The sequence below is a fragment of the uncultured Neptuniibacter sp. genome, assembly GCF_947498015.1.
Taxonomy (GTDB): Bacteria; Pseudomonadota; Gammaproteobacteria; order Pseudomonadales; family Balneatricaceae; genus Neptuniibacter.
Window position 1 is genome coordinate 24063 of sequence record NZ_CANMIR010000018.1, and the last position, 22188, is coordinate 46250.

18 protein-coding genes and 1 riboswitch are annotated in these 22188 nt (G+C 46.4%); of the genes, 13 read left to right on the top strand and 5 right to left on the bottom strand.

Annotated elements, in window-relative coordinates; all coding sequences use genetic code 11:
• Positions 1–31: 31 nt before the first annotated feature.
• Complete coding sequence (locus Q0882_RS16205) at positions 32–1624, bottom strand: cation:proton antiporter family protein (protein ID WP_299183879.1); 1593 nt, start codon at positions 1622–1624, stop codon at positions 32–34.
• A 137-nt stretch (positions 1625–1761) separates the two neighbouring features.
• On the opposite strand from Q0882_RS16205, the gene mutM reads away from it, so the two are divergent.
• The 8 genes from mutM (at position 1762) to Q0882_RS16245 (ending at position 11861) form a co-directional block, all read left to right on the top strand.
• Positions 1762–2574 (top strand): bifunctional DNA-formamidopyrimidine glycosylase/DNA-(apurinic or apyrimidinic site) lyase, encoded by an 813-nt coding sequence (gene mutM / locus Q0882_RS16210; RefSeq protein ID WP_299183882.1) that lies wholly within the window; start codon positions 1762–1764, stop codon positions 2572–2574.
• A 12-nt stretch (positions 2575–2586) separates the two neighbouring features.
• Positions 2587–3519 (top strand): alpha/beta hydrolase, encoded by a 933-nt coding sequence (locus Q0882_RS16215; protein ID WP_299183885.1) that lies wholly within the window; start codon positions 2587–2589, stop codon positions 3517–3519.
• Between the two features lie 104 nt (positions 3520–3623).
• Complete coding sequence (locus Q0882_RS16220; protein ID WP_299183887.1) at positions 3624–4160, top strand: phosphatase PAP2 family protein; 537 nt, start codon at positions 3624–3626, stop codon at positions 4158–4160.
• On the top strand, positions 4112–5215 hold the full coding sequence (locus tag Q0882_RS16225; RefSeq protein WP_299183889.1) for an MJ1255/VC2487 family glycosyltransferase: 1104 nt from the start codon (positions 4112–4114) through the stop codon (positions 5213–5215). The genes Q0882_RS16220 and Q0882_RS16225 overlap by 49 nt, the downstream gene beginning before the upstream one ends.
• Before the next feature lie 567 nt (positions 5216–5782).
• Positions 5783–5874, top strand: a riboswitch (TPP riboswitch).
• A 55-nt stretch (positions 5875–5929) separates the two neighbouring features.
• Complete coding sequence (thiD, locus tag Q0882_RS16230; RefSeq protein WP_299183892.1) at positions 5930–6745, top strand: bifunctional hydroxymethylpyrimidine kinase/phosphomethylpyrimidine kinase; 816 nt, start codon at positions 5930–5932, stop codon at positions 6743–6745.
• Between the two features lie 43 nt (positions 6746–6788).
• A complete protein-coding gene (thiC, locus tag Q0882_RS16235) occupies positions 6789–8687 on the top strand; it encodes a phosphomethylpyrimidine synthase ThiC (protein WP_299183895.1) in 1899 nt (632 codons plus the stop codon).
• 63 nt (positions 8688–8750) lie between these two features.
• Positions 8751–8984 carry a hypothetical protein gene (locus Q0882_RS16240; RefSeq protein ID WP_299183898.1) on the top strand — a complete coding sequence of 78 codons (234 nt, stop codon included), beginning with the start codon at positions 8751–8753 and terminating at the stop codon, positions 8982–8984.
• Between the two features lie 204 nt (positions 8985–9188).
• Complete coding sequence (locus tag Q0882_RS16245; protein WP_299183901.1) at positions 9189–11861, top strand: EAL domain-containing protein; 2673 nt, start codon at positions 9189–9191, stop codon at positions 11859–11861.
• A 1-nt stretch (position 11862) separates the two neighbouring features.
• Here Q0882_RS16245 and Q0882_RS16250 read toward each other — a convergent pair whose 3' ends face one another.
• Together Q0882_RS16250 and Q0882_RS16255 are read right to left on the bottom strand one after the other, a co-directional pair.
• Complete coding sequence (locus Q0882_RS16250; protein ID WP_299183904.1) at positions 11863–12348, bottom strand: winged helix DNA-binding protein; 486 nt, start codon at positions 12346–12348, stop codon at positions 11863–11865.
• A 234-nt stretch (positions 12349–12582) separates the two neighbouring features.
• Complete coding sequence (locus Q0882_RS16255) at positions 12583–12846, bottom strand: DUF5062 family protein (RefSeq protein WP_299183905.1); 264 nt, start codon at positions 12844–12846, stop codon at positions 12583–12585.
• A 206-nt stretch (positions 12847–13052) separates the two neighbouring features.
• Between Q0882_RS16255 and Q0882_RS16260 the strand changes: the two genes are divergently transcribed.
• Positions 13053–13682: an MBL fold metallo-hydrolase gene (locus tag Q0882_RS16260; protein WP_299183908.1), complete on the top strand. Its 630-nt coding sequence runs from the start codon at positions 13053–13055 to the stop codon at positions 13680–13682.
• Here the strand turns inward: Q0882_RS16260 and zapE are convergent.
• Positions 13679–14833, bottom strand: a complete 1155-nt coding sequence (gene zapE / locus Q0882_RS16265) for a cell division protein ZapE (RefSeq protein ID WP_299183911.1) — start codon at positions 14831–14833, stop codon at positions 13679–13681. The genes Q0882_RS16260 and zapE overlap by 4 nt on opposite strands.
• A 54-nt stretch (positions 14834–14887) precedes the next feature.
• Positions 14888–15895 carry a 6-phosphofructokinase gene (pfkA, locus tag Q0882_RS16270; protein ID WP_299183914.1) on the bottom strand — a complete coding sequence of 336 codons (1008 nt, stop codon included), beginning with the start codon at positions 15893–15895 and terminating at the stop codon, positions 14888–14890.
• A gap of 133 nt (positions 15896–16028) precedes the next feature.
• Between pfkA and aceK the strand changes: the two genes are divergently transcribed.
• From aceK to Q0882_RS16290, 4 genes are all read left to right on the top strand, one after another.
• Positions 16029–17765 (top strand): bifunctional isocitrate dehydrogenase kinase/phosphatase, encoded by a 1737-nt coding sequence (gene aceK / locus Q0882_RS16275; RefSeq protein ID WP_299183917.1) that lies wholly within the window; start codon positions 16029–16031, stop codon positions 17763–17765.
• A 234-nt stretch (positions 17766–17999) separates the two neighbouring features.
• On the top strand, positions 18000–18980 hold the full coding sequence (locus Q0882_RS16280) for a TAXI family TRAP transporter solute-binding subunit (RefSeq protein ID WP_299183920.1): 981 nt from the start codon (positions 18000–18002) through the stop codon (positions 18978–18980).
• Positions 18981–19121: 141 nt separating this feature from the next.
• Positions 19122–21662, top strand: coding sequence for a TRAP transporter permease (locus tag Q0882_RS16285; protein WP_299183929.1), 2541 nt, complete (start codon positions 19122–19124; stop codon positions 21660–21662).
• Positions 21655–22080, top strand: coding sequence for a universal stress protein (locus Q0882_RS16290; RefSeq protein ID WP_299183923.1), 426 nt, complete (start codon positions 21655–21657; stop codon positions 22078–22080). The genes Q0882_RS16285 and Q0882_RS16290 overlap by 8 nt, the downstream gene beginning before the upstream one ends.
• Positions 22081–22188 lie beyond the last annotated feature (108 nt).

The window sequence follows — 22188 nt, forward strand, 5'->3', positions numbered from 1 at the left end:
CAATTGCCGGGTTTTTTTGTGCCTTAATCATCTATGTGGGTCTATCTGTCAGGCCGGCTTGTTGCTGGATTAACTGAAGGCTCTCCTCAGCAAAGCCAAGGCCTGCTTCGGTATAGAAGTTGAACACTTTGTCGATACCGCCCGAAATTAGCTTGTCATGCTCATCAGGAAAACGTGCAATCGCTGCAATTTCCCCTTGATATCCTGCGCAATGAAGCTGTTCAGCAATATTCAGAATATCTTCCATTGAGGGCAGTGCAAGTAGAATTAATCTGATGTTGTGGGTATCCATATTGCTCCATAGGTCGGCATCTTCACCATCACCATAGAATACATGCATGCCTTTCGACTGGAATTTTTTGATACGGCTGCGATCCGCATCCATGCCCCAGACATTATCGCCCACCAAGCCATGAAGGGCCTTAAATGCCCCTTTGCCTACACGGCCTAACCCGATTACGAGTATCTCTGAATCTTTGGGTTGTACGAAGATATCGCTGGCCAGAGGTGTCGCGCTTTCGAATCGCTTGATCGTGACTTTATGTTTGAGAAAGAGAGTATGGGCTGAACGGTAGATTATGCTCGTCAGGATAAATGAGAGAGAGACAGCAAGGGCAAGAATAACCAGCCACTCTTTGCTGAGCCAGCCACTATCAACGCAAAGATAGGCAACGATTAGCCCGAACTCGCTGAAATTGCTAAGCGCCAGAGCGCAAAGGTATGAGGTACGGCCACGCAGGTGTAAACGAGTAAAAATGCCAAAGAACATGATGTACTTCAGCGGGATGAGTATGGCAAGAACAGCAGCCATGCCGAGCATAGGCAGATCAGGGAGTGCTGTGAAACCAATGGATAAGAAGAAGCCTATAAGGAAGAGGTCTTTGAAGCTAAGTAAAGATTTGGTCAGCTCACTGGCTTTAGGGTGAGAGCTTAGCATCATGCCGAGAACAAGCGCACCTAGATCTCCCTTGATACCCACCAGCGTAAAGAGTTCATAGCCTCCCAAAGCGAGGAAAAAGCCTGCCAGAGGGAGTAGCTCTCCATGGCCCGCACGCATCAGCATATGGTTGAGTAGCGGGCGTATAAAGGGTAGGCCGATGAGAATGAATGCCCAAACGGAAGGGATTTTACCTGTAGCTGCGACTAAAAAGAGCACCGCAACAATATCCTGCATAACCAGAACGCCGATAGCGAGTTGGCCATGGCGGGTTTTCATTTCCCCGCTCTCTTCCAGTAGTTTAACGATACATACGGTACTGCTAAAGCTGAGGGCGAATCCAATGAGTGCAGCTGCTTTCAGATCCAGATCGGTGAAGTAGGGTATGGAGAGTGAGGCCAGCAGTAGAAATAGGGAACCGCACAAGAGCGTCCATAAAGTCATATGGGACAGAGAGCTTGCCCAGACTTCGAGTTTAAGCAGATCTCTTATATTCAGCTTAAGCCCAATGGTGAACAGCATTAATGTAATACCGAGGTCCGCAAGCGTGTCCAGGCTTGGAACCGGTTCTACGCCGATGAAATGTAGGAAAAATCCGGCAAAAAGATACCCGATTAGCGGGGGCATCTCGATGAGGCGTAGTGTATAGCCACATACAAAGGCAAATAAGATCCAGATAAAATCCATAATGTCTTTTTTTGTTTCTGATGATTTTGAGGCAAATGTAGCACAGCTTTGCCTCTGAGTGGGGCTTTGCCGCTTTCATGGCGTTTTTTTATGTTAACCTAGCCAGCCAGACCTGAAGTAGATGTCCGCTTGCTGATATGCCTGAATTACCAGAAGTTGAAACGACCTGTCGCGGTATTAGCCCTCATATTAAGAACCGGAAATTGCGTTGTCTTAAGGTGCGAAATCCAAACTTACGCTGGCCAGTCCCCAGTTTTTTGCCTGACCTACTACAAGGGCGTACTGTGACAGAGGTGAGGCGTCGGGGAAAATATATCTTGCTGGTGGTCGAGGGTGGAGCCGTCATGATCCATCTGGGGATGTCCGGGAGCTTGCGTATCGTTGATCTGAATGAAACGGTTCAGAAGCATGATCATATCGATTTCTGCTTTGAGAACGGTATTGCACTACGTTTGACGGACCCCCGCAGATTTGGCTCTGTATTATGGCAACCGGATGGCGAGCATCACGAGCTCCTTTATAACTTAGGTCCTGAGCCCTTGAGTGATGATTTCAGTGCAGAATACCTTAAGCAGCTCTGCGTTGGACGAAAGTCTGCGATTAAACAGGTCATTATGAATAGTAAAGTAGTGGTAGGGGTGGGAAACATCTATGCCACTGAGGCGTTATTTGCTGCAGGTATTGATCCCAGGAGGGCTGCAGGGAATATCTCGCAAACCCGCTTGAACCAGTTGGTTATTGAGATAAAGCGTGTGCTATCTGCTGCTATTGAGCAAGGTGGCACAACGCTGAAGGATTTTGTCGGAGGTGATGGAAAACCCGGCTACTTTAAACAGAAACTTCATGTTTATGGGCGAAAAGGGGAACCCTGTGTTCAATGCCTTTCTCCACTGACAGAGGTTCGGCTGGGGCAGCGATCAACGGTTTTTTGTAAATGCTGCCAGCGATAATCTGAGAATATTATGACTGTACAGATACGACCGCCAATTCTGACTCAGGAAGATTGCAGCTTTCGCATGAATCTGCGTGAAAAGCTTGAGGTGGAACCTTATCTGGATAAGCGCACAGCGTTTTGTGTTGGCGAAAATGCCGTCCACTGTGAACTCTATGAAAGTGGGCCGGATGCGCCGACTATTCTTTTTCTTCCAGGCATTGGAACCTACTGTGAGCTCTATTCTGAACTGCTTTGCAAGCTCTCACAGGAGGGATTCAATGTGGTTGGCATTGATCCCCTTGGCCATGGGTATTCCGGTGGTGGTCGTGGTCACTATACCGTTGAGCAGATGTGCGATTCGATCTCCTCCGTATTGGATGTTTTGCAGCAGCGATTTAAAGGGCCGTTTGGGATCTATGGATACTCGATTGGGGCCTTGCTAGCTGTCGCAGCCGCTGAACAGGATAAACGTTTGTCAGCGGTGTTGTGTGGTACGTTACTAGTACCTGATCTGGCACCGGATTTAAGTTACCGAATGGGGTGGAACTGGACCTGGGCATCCTCTCTATTACTGCCCGGATTTAAAGTGCCGCTTAAATCCTTTGTTGACTTTGAGCAACTGCTCAAAGGCCATCCGGCGGCAAAAGAGATTAATCAGGATCCGTTGATGGTTTTTGATTATCCTTTAAAAACGCTCTCCAGTGTTTTTAATTACCGTTGTGAGATCGTCAATAATCGATATGACTTTGCAGCGGCGATCCTGCATGGGGATAAGGATGAGGTGCTTCCAGTCAGTTATTCTAAACGGGTGATGAGTTACTGTGAACAGCCGATGGAGCTGTTGGTAATGGAGCGGCAGGGACATATGGCTCCCTTTCTTAAGCCTGACCTGGTCGTGAAGCTTGCCGCTCAGTGGTTTGAGCAGAAATTCACCAAAGAGATGGCAGCAGCATTAATTTAGGGCTGCTCCTGCCTGTAATATAATTGTCAATCCGTATTCATCTGACTGTCACCAGTGTCTCTCATTATGGCAATGCATAATTGAGACAATCTGGAGGCGGGACGATGGGTGCCCTAAAGATTCTGACTACGTTTGATCTGTTTGCGTTTCATTGGTGTTTAAATTTACCGCGAGCACCTGAAATTGCAATGATAAGTCGCCAGATATCCCGTTTGGGAGATGGTGGGCTCTATCTTCTTTTGGGGGTGCTGCTGGCGATCTATGAGCCTGTGAATGGGCTTTTATTTCTTATAGTAGGTCTGATCGCATATTCAATCGAACTTCCTTTATATCTTCTCCTGAAAAATACAATCCGACGTGATCGGCCCTGCGAATCTCTTCCAATTGACGCCTATATTGTTCCCTCGGATAAATTCAGCTTTCCATCAGGGCATGCGGCCGCAGCATTTGTGTTTGCGACACTCGTGGCGCACTTTTATCCCGCCTTCTCTGAGTTTGCTTACGGTGTGGCGATACTGGTCGGTTTCTCTAGGATCGCTTTAGGCGTGCACTATCCAACTGATATTGTTGCGGGTGCTATTCTTGGGGGCAGTTGTACTATGCTTACTTTGAGTCTGTCCTCCCTGATCGAATTATTCTGAAGATGAAGGTTTTATACGGTGTACAGGCCACGGGTAATGGACATATAACGCGTGCCAGAGTGATGGCGCCAGCGCTTCAGCAAGCAGGGGTAGACGTTGATTTTCTTTTCAGCGGCCGCGAACCGGGAAAGCTCTTCAATATGGAGCCTTTTGGTGATTACCGGTGCCGTAGAGGGCTGACCTTTTACATGGATGGCAGTCGAGTCGACCAATGGAAAACCGTGACAAGAAACGCACCGTTTAGATTGCTTCGGGATATATTCTCACTAGATCTGAGTAGCTATGATCTGGTTATTACCGATTTTGAGCCGGTGTCAGCCTGGGCTGCTAAATTACAGGGTGTTCCCAGTGTTGGGATCGCTCATCAGTATGCTTTTCTTCACCCCCTTCCAGACAGTAAAAGCGATTTTCTTCTACGGAACCAGGTCAGGCTTTTTGCTCCGGCCACTAAGATGCTAGGGTTGCACTGGCATCATTTTGATAAACAGATCTTCCCTCCATTGATACAGGCCCCATTATTCGAAGTGAGCGAGATTGAGAATAAAATTGTGGTCTACCTACCTCATGATGATCTAGAAAAGATCGGCCACGCTCTAAGCATTTACCCAGACTATGATTTTTATATCTATGCTGCTGTGAGCGAGCCGCAGGAGCTTGGCAATCTACATATTCGGCCGTTTTGTCGTGAGGGCTTTCATCGTGATCTGGCCAGTTGTCATGGCGTGATCTGTAATTCAGGGTTTGGGTTGCTGAGCGAAGCGATGCAGTACGGGAAAAAAATTCTATCTCTGCCTCAGAAAGGACAAGCGGAGCAGGAATCAAATGCTGAACTGTTATCCTATTTGGGGTTGGGTATAGTAGTGGAAAGTTTAGATTCGGAGCAGCTTGCTACCTGGTTAGAACTGCCAGCTGTAGAAAAACAGAGCTTTCCGGATCTGGCAACCCTTCTCGCAGAGTGGATCGCTTCAGGGTGTGAAACAAAAGTCGATGAGCTTGTAGCAACTGTTTGGGACGATTCTAAAAAAACTGCTGAATCCTCTCTGCAGCTTCAGTAGTGCAAAAGAGTTGAGTTGGGATTTGAAGTGAGAGTTTATCGGTGGGGTTGAGGGAATGCTTCGTTCCATGAAACATCCCCATCATTGGCTTCCATAATCCTTGCGGGCTTGTCCTAGGGCATCAATGCCATCCTTTCCGCTTATCGAGGCCGTCCTTGTTATTCGTTCCATGAACAGGAGATCCACGTGTTCAATTATGGCTTCTGTAGATTCGATTGATATAAGAAAAATTCTTAATTTCTTAAATTAATTGAATCTTGATGACTCGGTTACAATAAAAAGGGCGCCTCATCCCATGAGGCGCCCTTTTCATTGGCATCCATATTCCCTGCAGTTCCCGCATGCGGGTGTCCCTAGTGCATCCTGCATCCCAGCTGCTTTATCGAGGCCATCCTTGATATTCGTTCCATGAACAGGAGATCCATGTGACTAATTATGGTCACTGCGGTGTAAAAAAAAATAAGAAAAATTCTTAATTTCCATACTTCAACGGATTTTTCTATCAAAGTGCTCAAAGGGAAGCTGCTTTTCTGGACAGTGGGGTAGCAGAGAAATTAAACTACAGGCTTGTCTTGGTCGGGGTGCCCAGTAGGGCTGAGAGTATACCCGTTGAACCTGATCCGGTTTGTTCCGGCGTAGGAAATCGAGATCTCTACTCTATGAAACTACAGCTGCTGACACCTTCTTTCATTGTTTATGTCCAAGGGGGAAGTTGTGTCTAAAAATCCTCAATCTAATATTTCCAATGTTTTGACCATTGCTGGTTCCGATTCAGGTGGTGGTGCCGGTATACAGGCGGATCTGAAGACCTTTTCTGCTCTGGGGGTCTATGGCGCCTCTGTTATAACGGCGTTGACAGCCCAGAATACTAGCGAAGTCAGAGGGGTCTTTCCTGTTACGCCTGATTTTATCCGACTACAGTTGGAGACTGTATTTGATGATATTGAGATCAAAGCAGTGAAGACAGGTATGTTGGGCAGTGCAGATGTGGTTTCAGAAGTGGCTAAAGACCTTCGTCGTCGAGACATACTTTTGGTTGTGGACCCGGTCATGATCTCAAAAAGCGGTAACGCCCTGCTTCAAGCGGATGCGGTTACCACGGTGATTGAGCAACTTTTTCCATTGGCTGAACTGATCACGCCCAACCTTCCCGAGGCTGCAGCGATTCTCAAGATGGAGGAGCCTGGCAGCCTTGAGGGCATGCAGGAGATGGCAAGGTTGCTTCATCGGTTGGGACCCGCCAATGTGTTACTGAAAGGAGGGCACTTAATGGGTGAAGAGTGCCCAGACATCTTTTTTGATGGTGATCAGTTTGAAATATTTCAACAAGTCAGGATCAATACACAGAATACCCATGGAACAGGCTGCTCATTAGCATCGGCAGTTACAGCTTATTTGGCGAAGGGTGAAAGCGTCACAGAAGCGGTGTCACATGCTAAGCAGTATATAACGTCCGCAATCGATAACGCAGACAATCTCAATGTGGGCGCAGGTCATGGCCCGGTAAATCACTTTCATGCGTACTGGTAGCCGTATTTCAGGGCCATGCAAAGCATCTATAACAACAGGTTGAATGATGGTAGATAAGACAACAGAACAAGAAACGCAGGCGTTAAGTCAAACCGCTACAGTTGACCAGGATTCTGTTCAACCCTTTCCAAAGTCTCGTAAGGTTTATGTAGAGGGATCCCGTCCGGATATCCGTGTGCCTATGCGGGAAATTACACTGGATGATACCCCGACAGGTTTTGGAGGGGAGAAGAATGATCCTCTGTATGTCTACGATACTTCAGGACCGTACACCGATCCGGAGGTTTGCATTGATATTCGTAAAGGGTTAGCTCCGTTGCGCGAGAAATGGATTCTTGAAAGAGATGATACAGAGCAGTTAGAACAGCTGACTTCGGAGTATGGCAGAGTACGTGAAGCCGATCTGCGCCTTGATGACCTGCGCTTTGAACTGACGCGCAAGCCTCGTCGCGCAGCTGCGGGTAAGAATGTCACTCAGATGCATTATGCCCGTCAGGGAATTATTACGCCTGAAATGGAATATATCGCTATTCGCGAGAATATGAAGTTGGCTAAGGCAAAAGCGGAAGGGAATGTTGTGTCTGAGCAACATCCTGGATATGGCTTTGGTGCAAACCTGCCGGAAGAGATTACCCCTGAGTTTGTACGTAAAGAGGTAGCTGAGGGGCGCGCGATTATTCCTGCTAACATCAACCATCCAGAAGTAGAGCCAATGATAATCGGGCGTAATTTCCTGGTTAAGATTAACGGCAATATTGGCAACTCTGCTGTCACCTCTTCGATTGAAGAAGAGGTAGAAAAGATGACCTGGGGAACGCGCTGGGGTGCAGATACCATCATGGATCTCTCAACGGGTAAAAATATTCACGAAACCCGTGAGTGGATCATGCGTAACTCACCAGTGCCAATCGGCACCGTGCCTATCTATCAGGCATTGGAGAAGGTGAACGGGGTTGCTGAAGACCTAAACTGGGAAGTGTTCCGTGATACGTTGATTGAACAGGCAGAGCAAGGTGTGGATTATTTCACGATCCATGCAGGGGTTTTACTGCGTTACGTGCCTATGACGGCTAAGCGTATGACGGGTATTGTTTCCCGTGGTGGCTCCATTATGGCGAAGTGGTGCCTTGCTCATCATGAAGAGAACTTCCTGTATACCCATTTCCGTGAAATCTGTGAGATCTGTCGTGACTATGATGTGTCTTTCTCTCTAGGGGATGGGTTACGTCCGGGGTCAGTTTATGACGCCAATGATGAAGCTCAATTTGCGGAACTGGAAACGCTTGGTGAACTGACCAAAGTTGCCTGGGAATATGATGTACAGGTGATGATTGAAGGGCCTGGGCATGTGCCGATGCATATGATCAAGGAGAATATGGATAAGCAGCTTAAAGAGTGTCATGAAGCGCCATTCTATACGCTGGGCCCATTGACTACGGATATTGCTCCTGGCTATGACCATATCACCTCTGGGATCGGTGCCGCTATGATTGGCTGGTATGGCTGTGCCATGCTCTGCTATGTAACCCCTAAAGAACATCTGGGTTTGCCAAACAAAGATGATGTTAAAGAGGGGATCATCACATATAAAATTGCTGCCCATGCCGCAGATCTGGCCAAAGGGCATCCAGGGGCGCAAATTCGTGACAATGCGATGTCTAAAGCGCGTTTCGAATTCCGCTGGGACGATCAATTCAATATTGGCTTGGATCCTGACACTGCGCGTTCATACCATGATGAAACACTGCCAAAAGAATCAGCTAAAGTGGCGCATTTCTGTTCTATGTGTGGACCAAAATTCTGCTCTATGAAAATCTCCCAGGAAGTTCGTGAATTAGATGCGGATGAAGTGGCGGCAATCAATGCTAAAGCGGATCAGGGGATGCAGGAAAAATCGGCAGAATTTAAAGAGACGGGTGCCGAGATCTATCATAAGGTCTGATAAGGTCTTATTCTGATAAAGCCGCCAATGTGCGGCTTTTTTTATTTGATGGAGAAGATTGAGATGAGTGATGAGTGGCTTAAATATCTCCTGGTATTCGGCTTGGTACTGTTTGCGTTTATTCCCGTGACGCTAAATGCTTTAAAGCGTAGAGGTGAAAACCCACCTCCGATGGCTGCCAATGATCGCAAGTTGTATCGCCTTTGGCGATCTGACCCGGAGGCGTATGAGCGCCAGTATGGTGATATGGATAAACAATATATGGAGGCTCAGAAAAAGAAACAGGAGCATGATTGATCGGTGATCACTGCAGTTCGGTTTTTATTGATATAGATCAATATCCCTGGACAGCTTTAATCAGTTCAGCCAATGGAGTCAGGGTGCATTAGTGGTTAATATTTGCCCTTGTATTTATTAAGGGAATTTTAAGGGTAATGGACTACATTTCTTGGAGCGGTTTTAGTAAATTCCAAACCGGTTGGTCGGTAGAGGTGGCCTGAGTTGACAAGCGGAATCATTTTTACACTGGTCAACAATGTTGCTCTACTACTCGCTATGGGGGTGCTGTATGACGCATTCTCCTTTCATCAGGGGCGTCCCTCTCCGGTTAAAAAGCTACTGACGGGTATCTTTATCGGTCTGATCGGCATCTCTCTGATGTCGGTTCCTCTCTCGTTAGTCAGTGGTGTCATTATTGATGCCCGCTCAATTCTGCTTTTTATCTCTGGTCTGTTTTTTGGCTTAATTCCAACGATCACCGCCGTTGTTATGACAGTGGGCTTTAGGGTTGTCGAAGGTGGACAGGGAGTTGTTGCTGGCATTTTAATCATTCTCACTTCAGCAGCTATAGGCGTAGGTTACCGCCTATGGCGTGAAAAATGGCGTTCTGAGCAGAGAGTTCATTGGTCCCAGCTGTATCTTTTGGGTGTTGTGGTTCATGCAGTAATGCTCGCCTGCCTGTCTGTGCTGCCAAACAGCACAGTGGATTCACTCCTGAGTGTACTTGCTTTGCCACTTATGCTGATTTTTCCGCTTGCAACGGTTTTGTTGGGAAGGCTAATTACTCATCAGATTGAGCGTCGTGAAACTGAAGATGCGCTGATCGAGAGTGAATGTAGAAGTGAAATTGCCCGAAAAAAGCTAGAAGCTACCTTCGCTGCTATTCCCGATCTGTTGTTTGAGATGGATATTGATGGGCGATATCTGGAATGTCATGCTTCTGATCCAAATGATCTGGTTCTTCCTAGGGAGGAGTTGATCGGTAAAACCGTTTTCGATGTGATGCCCTCTGATGCTGCATCAGTGGTGATTGATGCATTAAAAGAGGCTTGGGCAGCAGGTGTTTCCAGAGGCCATCAAATCCACCTACAACTTGGATATGTGGAAAAAACATTTGAACTTTCTGTTTCGCGGAAGGCCAGCGATGAGGAGAGATTGCATTTCATCGTGTTATCCCGCGATGTAACCGAACGTAAACTTGCTGAGAAGGAGCTGCATATAGCGGCAACTGCGTTTGACTCTCAGGAAGGGATGCTGATCACGGATGAAAATCATAAAATTCTTAGGGTTAACAACGCGTTCACTCGTGTGACAGGGTACGAACCAGAAGAGATCATCGGGAAAACACCCGCTTCGCTGCAGTCAGGTCATCACAATGAAGAGTTCTACTCGAAGATGATGAGTGTGTTAGCTAAAGAGCGATTTTGGCAGGGTGAAATATGGAATAAACGTAAGTCCGGTGAGATCTATCCGCAACAGCTAACTATCACAGCGGTTGAAGCGGAAGCCGGGAGAGTCACCAACTATGTGGGGTCCTTTACCGATATTACCCAGCGTAAAAAGAGTGAAGAGGATATCCATAAGCTGGCGTTTTATGATCCCTTAACGGGCTTGCCGAATCGTAGATCCTTACAAGAGAGGATTGATGGTGCCTTGCGCTCTGCACGTATTACAGAGCAGGTCAGTGCGCTAATGTTTATCGATCTGGATAACTTTAAAAAGCTCAATGATACTCAGGGGCATGATCGAGGCGATATGTTGCTGATTGAGGTGGCTGAGCGTTTAGATCGTTGTGTCCGCAATGCGGATATGGTGGCTCGCCTCGGAGGCGATGAGTTTATCATTATCCTTGAAAATCTAGGGTGTGAAGAGACCCAGGTGCTTTCTCAGATTCAAAAAATTGCCGAGAAAGTGATCACCTCAGTTGAAAAAGTATTTGTACTGGATGGGCTGTCATATCACAGTGGCTGTAGTGTCGGAATTACCCTGTTCAATGCTTATGATCGGCCTGAAGAGATCATGAAACGTGCAGATATGGCGATGTATCAGGCTAAGGAAGCGGGGAAAAATACCTATCGTTTCTTTGACCCTGACGCAGAGGCTTCCCTGTGCTCTATGGCAAAAATGGAATCTGATCTGAGAAAGGCCCTGCCTTTAGGTCAATTTGAACTTTTCTATCAGCCTCAATGTCGTGGGGGGGATGTGTTTGGGGCAGAGGCTCTGTTGCGCTGGTTTCATCCGGAGCGGGGGATGGTTTCACCCGCTGATTTTATCCCTTTGGCTGAAGATACCGGATTGATCATACCTATAGGTGAATGGGTAATCAGTCAGGCCTGTCAACAGATAGAGCGTTGGCAGCAATCCGAGGAGGCGCGTCATCTGTCTGTATCCGTTAATGTCAGTGCCAAACAGTTTGTGCAGGATAACTTTGTTACAAATGTTAAGAACTGTCTGAACTTATTTAACATTCCATCCGGAAAACTGGAACTTGAGCTAACTGAGAGCCTGGTTTTAATCGATATCGAAGATACAATCGAAAAAATGCAGCAGCTCAGAGATTTGGGGGTTACGTTTGCTCTGGATGATTTTGGTACCGGTTACTCATCACTGTTGCATCTGAAAAAACTACCGTTAGACAAGATTAAAATCGATCGCTCGTTTGTTCAGGATATTATGTTAGACCCTGATGATGCTGAGATCGTACAGACAATAATTCTAATGGCTCAGAACCTTGGGTTAAATGTGATTGCTGAAGGTGTTGAAACAGAAGAACAACAGACGTTTTTAAATGCTAAAGGGTGTGAATGTATTCAGGGCTATCTAATGGGTAAGCCAAGCCGCGTGGAACAGTTTGAGCAGCTGCACTGCAAAGGTGGCAGTGCAGTGATTGTATAGATCAGTAACAGCCGATCTGCTGATCCCAGAAGCTTTCAAGTTGGCGAAGTTGTGAACGTATATTGCTTAACTCTTCCATGGTAATCCGTTGCTCAGCGTTTATCTGCTCAAGCTGTTGGTCAAATAGTTCGGCAATAAGGTGGTGGATCGCAAGGCCTTTCTGGCTGAGTTTAATTCTCACCGAGCGTAGATCATGTTCGGAACGCTCCTGTTTGATGTAGCCATTCCCGACCATCTTTTTCAGATTGTAAGAGACATTGGAACCAAGGTAGTAGCCACGTGTGCGTAGCTCTCCGGCATTCATTTCGCGGTCACCGATATTGTGAAGCAGCAGTGCTTGCACACTGTTGATGTCTGCATAGCCAAGGGCTTCAAGCCTGAATTTTAAAATATCCAGGATACGTCGATGCAAGCGCTCGATCAGGCGTAAACACTCAATAAAATCCGTTCTGTGCGTATTTGAGTTTTCAGTTTCTTGTAAGTCCATAAAATCTAAGCCTTAATTACAGATAGCGCCCTCAAGATATTAATCTCAAACTACCGTTTAAAGCAAAAAAAACTGAGGCCCAAGGGAGTTCTATCAGTGATCCAAATCATAATATTTGAGATTTGGTTGTTTCCAACGATTAGGCTCTCTCCCGAAAAGTTGAACCTGAAGTCATCCCTGTGTGGAAAGCTACTGCTCCTTCAACGGATAACCGGGCTACTCTAGGAAAGTTCTCTATCCCTTACGTAATGGATGATCTTCTGGCAACTGTCGCTCCATCCAAAGAGCGAGTTTATGTCTCATATTGGGTTCACTGTCCTGACCTTTTGCTAAGGCCTGAATCAAGCCATCTTTCACCAGAAGTCGGTAGATTGCGGTCACTTTGTTGGATGCGCTATCTGTCTGTTCGAACCTGCCGGCTCCCCGTTTTTCAAAGTAGATCGCGCCTATACGCAATGCTTCTTTAACCAGCTCAGCTTCATGCTTGTTTTTTTTCATCGTTACTTCCTGGCCTTCCTATAACTTATTTTCACGCGTGTTGCTCTTCTACTGTGTCCTTAAATAGTTTGGAAAACAAGCCGGTTTTATTAGATTTTGTGGCTGTTTTTTTCGTTTGCCGATGTGTCAGACTCTGCACCCCTGCTATCCCTCAGTCGTGACCCTGATATACTAGAGCGGTCTTTTAGAGCCTATTTGAGATTGTTATGAAATACAGAATTATCCCCGTGACCCCTTTTCAGCAAAACTGTTCACTCATCTGGTGCGAAGCAAGCAATAAAGCGGCGATTGTGGATCCGGGTGGTGATTTGGAAAAAATTCTCGCTGTGGCTCAGGAAGAGGGAGTGGAGCTGGAAAAAATTCTACTAACACACGCTCATATTGACCATGCCGGGGGTACTGCTGAGCTGTCAAAAAGCAAAGTGTTACCGATTGAAGGGCCCCATAAAGGTGATCAGTTTTGGATAGATGGTATGGCTCAGCAGTGTGCAATGTTTAATTTTCCTCACTGTGAAGGGTTTGAGCCGGATCGTTGGTTGGAAGATGGGGATCAGGTTAAAGTGGGTGATACTGCTCTGGATGTGATCCATTGCCCTGGCCATACCCCAGGTCATGTTGTGTTTTATAACCCTGAGGATCAGGTGGCAATAGTGGGAGATGTTCTGTTTAACGGATCCATTGGGCGCACTGATTTTCCACAGGGGAACCATCAGGAATTAATATCTTCAATTAAGGATAAACTCCTTCCCTTGGGAGACGACGTAGAGTTCATCCCAGGTCATGGTCCCGGATCAAGCTTTGGACAAGAGAAACAGACAAACCCTTATCTGCGTTAAAAACGTATATTTGGTAGTGTCTGGTACTCTTTTGAAGACATCTCTTTTAGACGACTGATAGTGCGTTTAAAAGAGGTGCTCAATAGGTCACCCTTATAGAGCTCTTCAGCTTTGGCTTCCGCACTCAGGTATAGATTGATCCGGCAGTCATAGAGCTCATCAACCAGGCTGATAAAGCGCCTGGCCGAGTCATCCTGATGGCTTTGAATAATCTGGCGCAGACCTGTGCTGTTGACAGCTGCGTGCCCATCTTCCGTCCCAGGGGCTTTAATCTGTTCTTGGCCTTTACCCGCAAAGCGGGGGATTTCACTAAGCAAAATGTGAGAAAAGTCTTGAGCCAGCGCTATATAGTCTCTGGCTGAACGTGGGCCTTCGCACAGCTGCGAAAATGTAAACCAGGCGACATCGCCCTGACTGGCTTTGCAGGGTATCAATCGGCTGCATATCTCAACCCGAGTAACAGTCTCCGAAGTACTTGCTAATGTAAGCTGTTGATAGAGCTCTGCTAAGGCAGACTCCTGATCAATAAAGTAGGCGGAGGAGTGTTCTAGTTCTCTATGGCGATGATCGGTTCCGTTATCTAGTGAAATAATCTCCATATGTCGCTTGATGGCTTGAATCGAAGGCAGGAACCGGTCGCGGTGAAGTCCTCCAGCATAAAGATTATCTGGCTGTGTATTGGATGTACTGATGATGGTTACGCCCCGTTGGAAGAGTGCATCAAATAATCTGCCAAGTAGCATGGCGTCTCCAATGTCGGAAATATAGAATTCGTCAAAACAGATAACGGAGTATTGCTTGGCTAGCTTTTCTGCCAGGTATTGAAGAGGCTCAGGGTGACCGCTGTGCTCGAACAGTTGCTGGTGGATCATCGCCATAAAACGATGGAAATGTAGCCGCAGGTGTTGATGCTCATTCAGGCATTGGCAGACTAGGTCCATGAGCATCGTTTTTCCACGACCGACCGGGCCCCATAGATAGATACCTTTTATCGGTTTTGGCTTTCTAAAGAGAGGTTTCGGGCGGGAAAGCTCATTCAGCAGAGTGTGAAGCCTGTAAACAGTCGACCACTGAGATGCATCTTCAGCTAGGTTTTCGTTGGATAGTTTACGTTGGTACTGCTCGATCAGGTTTGAGGTGACTAAATTCATTCCGGGAGTATAACGTCCTGATGAGCAGCGACAACAGACTAGGATCGAATCTGACTATTTGTGAAGTAGTAGTGCTCTCTGGAATAGGTCTGGGTCAAGTTGTTTGGATTTTTCAATTACTTGTTGCAGAGGTGTTTCGGTAATGACTCCCCCCCTGACGCCGATCATCACATCATTATATCCGGCACAGAGATAATCGATGGCGGATGCACCCAGGCATGATGCCAGAACGCGGTCATGACCAGACGGTCTGCCGCCACGTTGGATATGACCGAGGATGCATACTTTGGGTTTTTGCTCATGTTGTTCCAATTGTTTCGCCAGATTATACGTCAGACCGGGTGTTTGGCCCTCTGCTACCACTATTATGCCGCTGGATCCTTTGCCCTGAGCGCGGTTATTAGCAAGCTGGAAGGATATTGCATCAATCTGCACCTCGTATTCAGGTACAACGATCATTTCAGCACCACATGCAATACCTACATGGGTGGCAATGAAACCTGAATTTCGGCCCATCACTTCAACCAAAAAAAGGCTTTCATGGGAGAGAGCCGTATCCCTAATCTTATCTATTGCATCCAAGGCTGTGTTGACGGCAGTGTCGAAACCTATGGTGTCATCGGTGCCGTAGATGTCATTATCGATGGTGCCCGGAAGACCGATAACCCGGATATCACTCTCGGAGGCCAGCAGGTGGGCACCGGTCAATGAACCATCGCCGCCGATGACAACCAAGCTATCAATACCTTTCTCTTTTAGTACCTCTGAGGCTTGATGCCTGACCGCCGGGTCTTTGAAGGCAAGGCAACGATCACTTTTTAGTAGTGTGCCTCCACGCTGGACAATATTGGTGACCGATGCTGAATTCATCTCGCCTATATCGCCGATGATCAAGCCGCTATAGCCTTTGTTTACGCCGTATACCTTAATACCCCGATGTAATGCCGCACGAACTACGCCACGGATAGCGGGGTTCATACCAGGGGAGTCTCCGCCACTGGTTAAAACAGCTATTGCCCTTGGTTTGTTACTCTCTGCAGAAAGTGTTGGGATTGTATACATCAGCAGCCTCGCTCCAGATAAACATGCTTATACAGTTCAGAATAGTCGTACTATGATCAATCTATATTACGATTCTAGAATGGCAGAAACGTTTAGCGTGCGCATTATCATATGCAAATAATAGGATAAATCGATGAGACGGCAGACACACCAACGGATCGCTGCACAGGTGATGGTTTTTTTTGCAGAGTACCGTCTCAGTTTTCAGGAGATTACTGATTGCGCTCAGAAATATTTTGAAACGGCCAGTTGGAATGAACTGCAGCAACTTTCTGCTGAGCGTATTGAATTATATGAAGAGATGGTCGCAGAAGCAGCGAACGCTCTTGAGCAACTGCTGGGGGATGAGATCTATCAACCTGAGCTTTGGCATCAGGCTAAGGCGTATTACAGCAAACTCATACGTCAACGGACTGATCCAGAGCTGGCAGAGACGTTTTATAACTCGGTCTACTGTCATCTGTTTCAGCATCACCTGATCGATAGTGAAAATATGTTCATCCTGACGACGCGATCGGGAGAGGTTTTTCAATCGGGGGAGCCGATTTACTGGACCTATTCACTTTCAGATTACGGTCTGGTGCATCTGCTATCTAAGGTGATGGATGATTTTGCATTTGCAATTCCCTGGGAGAATAAACGCAGGGATATACGAAATCTTATCTACTATATCCGAGAGCACCTTTCCGCTGGGGTAACCGCAAACCAGAATACAAAAGTAGATATCGTAAACCGCGTGTTTTTTCGAAATAAGGCAGCGTATCTGGTTGGCAGGATTCATATGCCTCACGGAGAGCAGCCGTTTGTTCTTCCTGTGCTGAATAATGAAAATGGGGCTGTGTATATTGATACGGTTCTAAGCGATGAGGATGATGTTTCGATCGTATTTAGTTTTACACGTAGTTATTTTCTGGTTGATATTGATATTCCATCCGAGTTCGTTCGGTTTTTACAGTCCTTAATCCCGCAAAAATCACATGCGGAGCTATATAGCTCAATTGGCTTTTATAAACAGGCAAAGGCTGAATTCTACCGTGATTTTTTAACGCACCTGAATCGCTCAGGGGATCAGTTTGAAGTCGCCCCCGGAATCAAGGGGATGGTTATGACTGTCTTTATGCTGCCCTCACATCCATTTGTATTTAAGGTCATTAAAGATCAGTTCTCATCATCCAAGCACGTGACAAGGGAGATGGTTAAACAGAAATATCACCTTGTTAAAAAGCATGATCGTGTCGGGCGGTTGGCTGATACACAGGAGTTTACTAACTTCTCATTTCCACTTAACCGGTTTTCACCGGCTCTGATAGAGGAGCTTCAAGCCGTAGCCGGGTCCTCAATCTATTTATCAGGCGATGAGATTATCATTCGCCATCTCTGGGTGGAGCGCTATATGACGCCGCTGAACATATTTATTGATGAAGCCAGGTTACGTGAAGATGAAACAGCGCTGTTTCATGCGGTCAATGAATATGGGAAAGCGATTAAGCAGTTAGCTGCGGCAAATATCTTTGCCGGGGATATGTTATTCAAAAATTTTGGAGTCACCCGTCATGGCCGGGTCGTGTTTTATGATTATGATGAGATTATGTATTTGACCGAGTGTAATTTCAGGGAGATTCCCGAGGCGCTTTATCCAGAACAGGAAATGTCTGATGACCCATGGTACTCGGTAGGGCCTAACGATGTTTTTCCTGAAGAGCTTTCGATGCTGACTGCGTGTGATCAAAATATCCGTAGTTTGTTTAATAAACTGCATGGTGATCTTTTGAGTGTGGCTTTCTGGAAGGATATCCAGAATAAGGTGAGCTCGGGTGTTGTTGTTGACGTTTTTCCGTATAGGAAAATCCACCGTTTTAAACGGCATTAATAGCAGAATCAAATAAAGGTATTTAGCAGGAAGTTTATCTGAAGAGTGGCTGTTGTCGGTGTAAGCAAAAACGTGTTATCTAGTTGATGTTGCATGTTATTTATCAATTAATTTAAGGGTATTTATCGTATAAATTTTGAAGCTTGACGTTTATGGGTCTAGTCTTTTGAGTGATATGTGTAAATATCTGAGGCTCAATTCATAGCCTGATAATAAAATCATAGGGAGTTTGTTATGACGTTTCGTAAGACGGTTACCTCTGGCTTGTTGGCAATGGGCGTTGGTCTTGCTGCAATGGGAGGTGCAACAACTGCCACGGCACAGGAATTTATTACCATCGGCACGGGTGGTGTGACGGGTGTTTATTATCCGACAGGTGGAGCGATCTGCAGGCTGGTGAATAAAAACCGTAAAAATCATGGCATTCGATGTTCTGTGGAGTCGACTGGTGGTTCGGTTTATAACCTGAATACTATCCGAGCTGGAGAGTTGGATATGGGTGTGGCTCAGTCTGACTGGCAGTTCCACGCTTACAACGGTACAAGCAAATTTGAAGATAAAGGCGCTAACAAAGATCTGAGAGCGGTCTTTTCGGTTCACCCTGAACCTTTCACTGTCGTGGCACGGGCTGATTCTGGTATCAAGTCTTTCAACGACCTCAAAGGTAAGAGAGTCAATGTTGGTAATCCTGGTTCAGGGCAGCGCGGCACGATTGAGGTGTTGATGGCTGCAAAAGGTTGGAGTATGGATGACTTTTCCCTGGCATCGGAATTAAAAGCCTCAGAGCAGGCAAGTGCGCTTTGTGATAACAAAATTGATGCCATGGTTTATGTGGTTGGTCACCCAAGTGGTGCGATCAAAGAAGCGACCACCTCCTGTGATAGCGTGTTAGTCAATGTTAATGACGCAGATGTAACTAAATTAATTGCAGATAACAGCTATTACCGTACGGCTACCGTTCCAGCGGGGATGTATCGAGGAAATGATGCTGATACTGAAACATTCGGTGTTGGCGCTACCTTTGTCTCCTCGGTAAATGTCCCTGAAAAAGTGGTCTACGAGGTTGTGAAGGCTGTGTTTGAGAACTTCGATACTTTTCGTAAGTTACATCCAGCGTTTGCAAACCTTAAGAAAGAGCAGATGGTAAAAGATGGTCTTTCTGCGCCACTGCATCCGGGGGCAATGAAATATTATAAAGAAGCGGGTCTGCTGTAAGGCTCTTTGCTAATAGATACGGGGACTTATGTCCCCGTTTTTGTACGGTATGAAAATCAGTCTCTATTATAAAAATACGGTGATGTTGTGACGGATAATACGAGTCATTCAGCTTCTGCTATCTCTCAAGAAGTTCAGGAGATGGTTGCGCAGGCAGATTCAGGAGCCCGATCTCCAGATGGAATTTCGGGAAAGTTTCTATGGCTTGTGGCATTAGGTTGGGCGCTTTTCCAGCTTTGGTATTCATCTCCTTTACCGTTTATATTTGATTTTGGTGTTTTTAACGATACGCAGGCTAGAGCGATCCATCTGAGTTTTGCAATCTTTCTGGCATATACTGCGTTTCCTGCATTTAAGCATTCTTCGCGTACCCATATTCCCTGGCATGATTGGATATTTGCTGCGATAGCGGCCTTCAGTGCCAGCTATCTCGTTGTCTTTCATCGGGAACTGGCTGACAGAGCCGGTGCCCCTATCACTGCAGATATTGTTGTCGCGGTAACTGGAATGTTGTTGCTACTTGAGGCAACCCGTAGAGCATTGGGGCCTCCACTGATGGTGGTGGCTTCAGTTTTCCTTCTTTACACATTTGCCGGACCCTACATGCCCGAGGTGATCTCTCATAAAGGAGCAAGCCTAAATAAAGCGATGTCACATCAATGGCTGACATCAGAGGGTGTGTTTGGTGTGGCTTTGGGTGTTTCAACGAGTTTTGTATTTCTTTTTGTCTTGTTTGGCTCTCTATTGGATAAGGCCGGAGCAGGAAACTATTTCACGCAGGTCGCTTTCTCGTTGTTGGGACATATGAAAGGGGGGCCTGCGAAAGCCGCGGTTGTTTCGTCCGGATTGAGTGGCTTGGTCTCAGGCTCATCTATCGCGAATGTTGTAACGACCGGTACATTTACCATCCCTCTTATGAAAAGGGTGGGTTTTCCCGGGTATAAAGCGGGTGCAGTTGAAGTTGCAGCATCAACGAATGGCCAGCTCACTCCACCCATTATGGGGGCTGCTGCATTTCTGATGGTGGAATATGTTGGTATCTCTTACATCGAGGTAATTCAACATGCAATTTTACCAGCTTTAATCTCCTATATTGCACTGATCTATATCGTGCATCTTGAAGCGCTTAAGGCGGGTATGGAGGGGCTGCCAACGCGAAATACAGCTACATTGGCGCAAAAGCTAAGTGTCTGGGCGATGATTGTCGCCGGGGTCTGCATTATCTCGATGGTGGTGTACTACGGGTTAGGGTGGACAAAAGATTATATTGGGAACTGGTCCTACCTGATTGCGGGTTTAGTGATCCTGGTGGCCTATATCTGGTTGGTGAAATTTTCTGCAGGTTACCCTGATCTGCATATGGATGATCCTAATTCAGATGTGGTCGTATTACCGGAAACAGCTCCGACAGTGAAATCAGGACTTTATTACCTTCTTCCTGTGGTGGTTCTGGTTTGGTGCTTAACAGTCGAGCGTTTTTCACCAGGGTTGTCAGCATTCTGGGCAACCTTATTCATGGTCTTCATTGTTGTAACGCATAGGCCATTAAAAGGATTGTTCAGATCGGATAATGATTGGGGGCAACAGGTCAAGTGTGGCGTCGAGGATCTGTTTAATGGTCTGGTTTCCGGTTCGAGAAACATGATCGGTATTGGTGTTGCAACTGCGGCGGCGGGTATTGTTGTAGGTACAGTGACACTGACGGGTATCGGGCTTGTAATGACGGAGTTTGTTGAGTTTATCTCAGGAGGTAGCGTGCTCCTGATGTTGCTCTTTACTGCGGTGATTAGCTTGATTTTAGGAATGGGGTTACCAACGACTGCAAACTATATTGTGGTTTCAACATTGATGGCTCCGGTAATAGTCACTTTGGGGGCTGAGCATGGCTTGATCGTGCCGTTAATCGCTGTGCATCTGTTTGTATTTTATTTTGGTATTCTGGCGGATGACACGCCTCCTGTTGGGTTGGCGGCATTTGCCGCTGCGGCAATAGCTCGTTCAGATCCAATCCGAACTGGTATTCAGGGGTTTACCTACGACATTCGAACAGCTGTACTGCCTTTTATGTTTATTTTCAATACGGAGCTTATTCTCATAGGGATAGAGAGTGTCAGTCATCTTCTGATGACAATTTTTGGTGCGTTAGTTGCGATGCTGGTGTTTGCGGCAGCTACACAGGGGTTCTGGTTTGTAAAAAACAGATGGTACGAAACAGTATTATTGCTTGTCGTAGCATTTTTGATGTTTAGACCAGGTTTTGTCTGGGATGAGATCTATCCACCAATAGAGAACTTGCCACCGAATCAGATAGAGAGCGTAGCAGAGAAACTTCCTGAGGGGTTGCCATTAAGAATGAGAGTGGCGGGAGAAACGATTGACGGTAACTTTGTTAATCGAACAGTAGAGCTTCCGCTATCTGCTGCTGGCCAAGGGAAGGAAAGATTGGATTCAGCGGGTTTAGTCTTACGTCAGGAAGAGTCTCGCACGATTGTGGATATGGTAGCGTTTGATAGCGCCGCACAAAAAGTGGGAATAGATTTTGACTGGGAGATACTATCACTTGAAGTACAAGCTGATCGGCCGCCGAAACAGCTTGTTTGGATTCCGGTGATTATGTTGCTAATTGCGATCGCTTGGATGCAAAGACGTAGAAGAATTTTTGCGGGTGAATCAGATGTTTAAAAATATAGTAGTTCCAATTGATTTACAGGATCGTAAAGGTACAGAACGTACGCTAACTGCAGTGGATAAGTATTTCGGTAATGATGTACAGATATGCTTGATCTCAGTATTACCAGGTTACCAGATGTCGGTCGTAGCTTCGTATTTCCCTAAAGACGCTGTAACGGATGCCTTAGGAGCGATGGAGGGTGAGTTAAGTGCTTTAGGGAGAAGATGCCTCAAAGATAAAACCGTGACGGTTAAAGCTAGCGAGGGCAATACGTATAAAGGGATTGTTAAGCACGCAGAATCCATTAGTGCGGATCTAATAGTCATAAATGCACAAAAACATGGAAGAGTAGAAAAAATGGTGCTGGGATCTGTAACCGCTAAGGTGACAGAATCAGCCAGCTGTTCGGTGCTAGTTTTGAAGGGTTAGAGAAGAGATAAAAAAAGCGCCGTCAGGCGCTTTTTTTATGGTTATTGATCAGGGATTAAACAGCGCTGATTGCTGAGTGAACAGGTTGGGGGTGTTTTTAGCTTTTTT

Coding starts and splice junctions, on each gene's coding strand:
- Q0882_RS16205 (WP_299183879.1), bottom strand. CDS start 1,624: ATGGATTTTATCTGGATCTTATTTGCCTTTGTATGTGGCTATACACTA.
- mutM (WP_299183882.1), top strand. CDS start 1,762: ATGCCTGAATTACCAGAAGTTGAAACGACCTGTCGCGGTATTAGCCCT.
- Q0882_RS16215 (WP_299183885.1), top strand. CDS start 2,587: ATGACTGTACAGATACGACCGCCAATTCTGACTCAGGAAGATTGCAGC.
- Q0882_RS16220 (WP_299183887.1), top strand. CDS start 3,624: ATGGGTGCCCTAAAGATTCTGACTACGTTTGATCTGTTTGCGTTTCAT.
- thiC (WP_299183895.1), top strand. CDS start 6,789: ATGATGGTAGATAAGACAACAGAACAAGAAACGCAGGCGTTAAGTCAA.
- Q0882_RS16240 (WP_299183898.1), top strand. CDS start 8,751: ATGAGTGATGAGTGGCTTAAATATCTCCTGGTATTCGGCTTGGTACTG.
- Q0882_RS16250 (WP_299183904.1), bottom strand. CDS start 12,348: ATGGACTTACAAGAAACTGAAAACTCAAATACGCACAGAACGGATTTT.
- Q0882_RS16255 (WP_299183905.1), bottom strand. CDS start 12,846: ATGAAAAAAAACAAGCATGAAGCTGAGCTGGTTAAAGAAGCATTGCGT.
- Q0882_RS16260 (WP_299183908.1), top strand. CDS start 13,053: ATGAAATACAGAATTATCCCCGTGACCCCTTTTCAGCAAAACTGTTCA.
- zapE (WP_299183911.1), bottom strand. CDS start 14,833: ATGAATTTAGTCACCTCAAACCTGATCGAGCAGTACCAACGTAAACTA.
- pfkA (WP_299183914.1), bottom strand. CDS start 15,895: ATGTATACAATCCCAACACTTTCTGCAGAGAGTAACAAACCAAGGGCA.
- aceK (WP_299183917.1), top strand. CDS start 16,029: ATGAGACGGCAGACACACCAACGGATCGCTGCACAGGTGATGGTTTTT.
- Q0882_RS16280 (WP_299183920.1), top strand. CDS start 18,000: ATGACGTTTCGTAAGACGGTTACCTCTGGCTTGTTGGCAATGGGCGTT.
- Q0882_RS16285 (WP_299183929.1), top strand. CDS start 19,122: ATGGTTGCGCAGGCAGATTCAGGAGCCCGATCTCCAGATGGAATTTCG.
- Q0882_RS16290 (WP_299183923.1), top strand. CDS start 21,655: ATGTTTAAAAATATAGTAGTTCCAATTGATTTACAGGATCGTAAAGGT.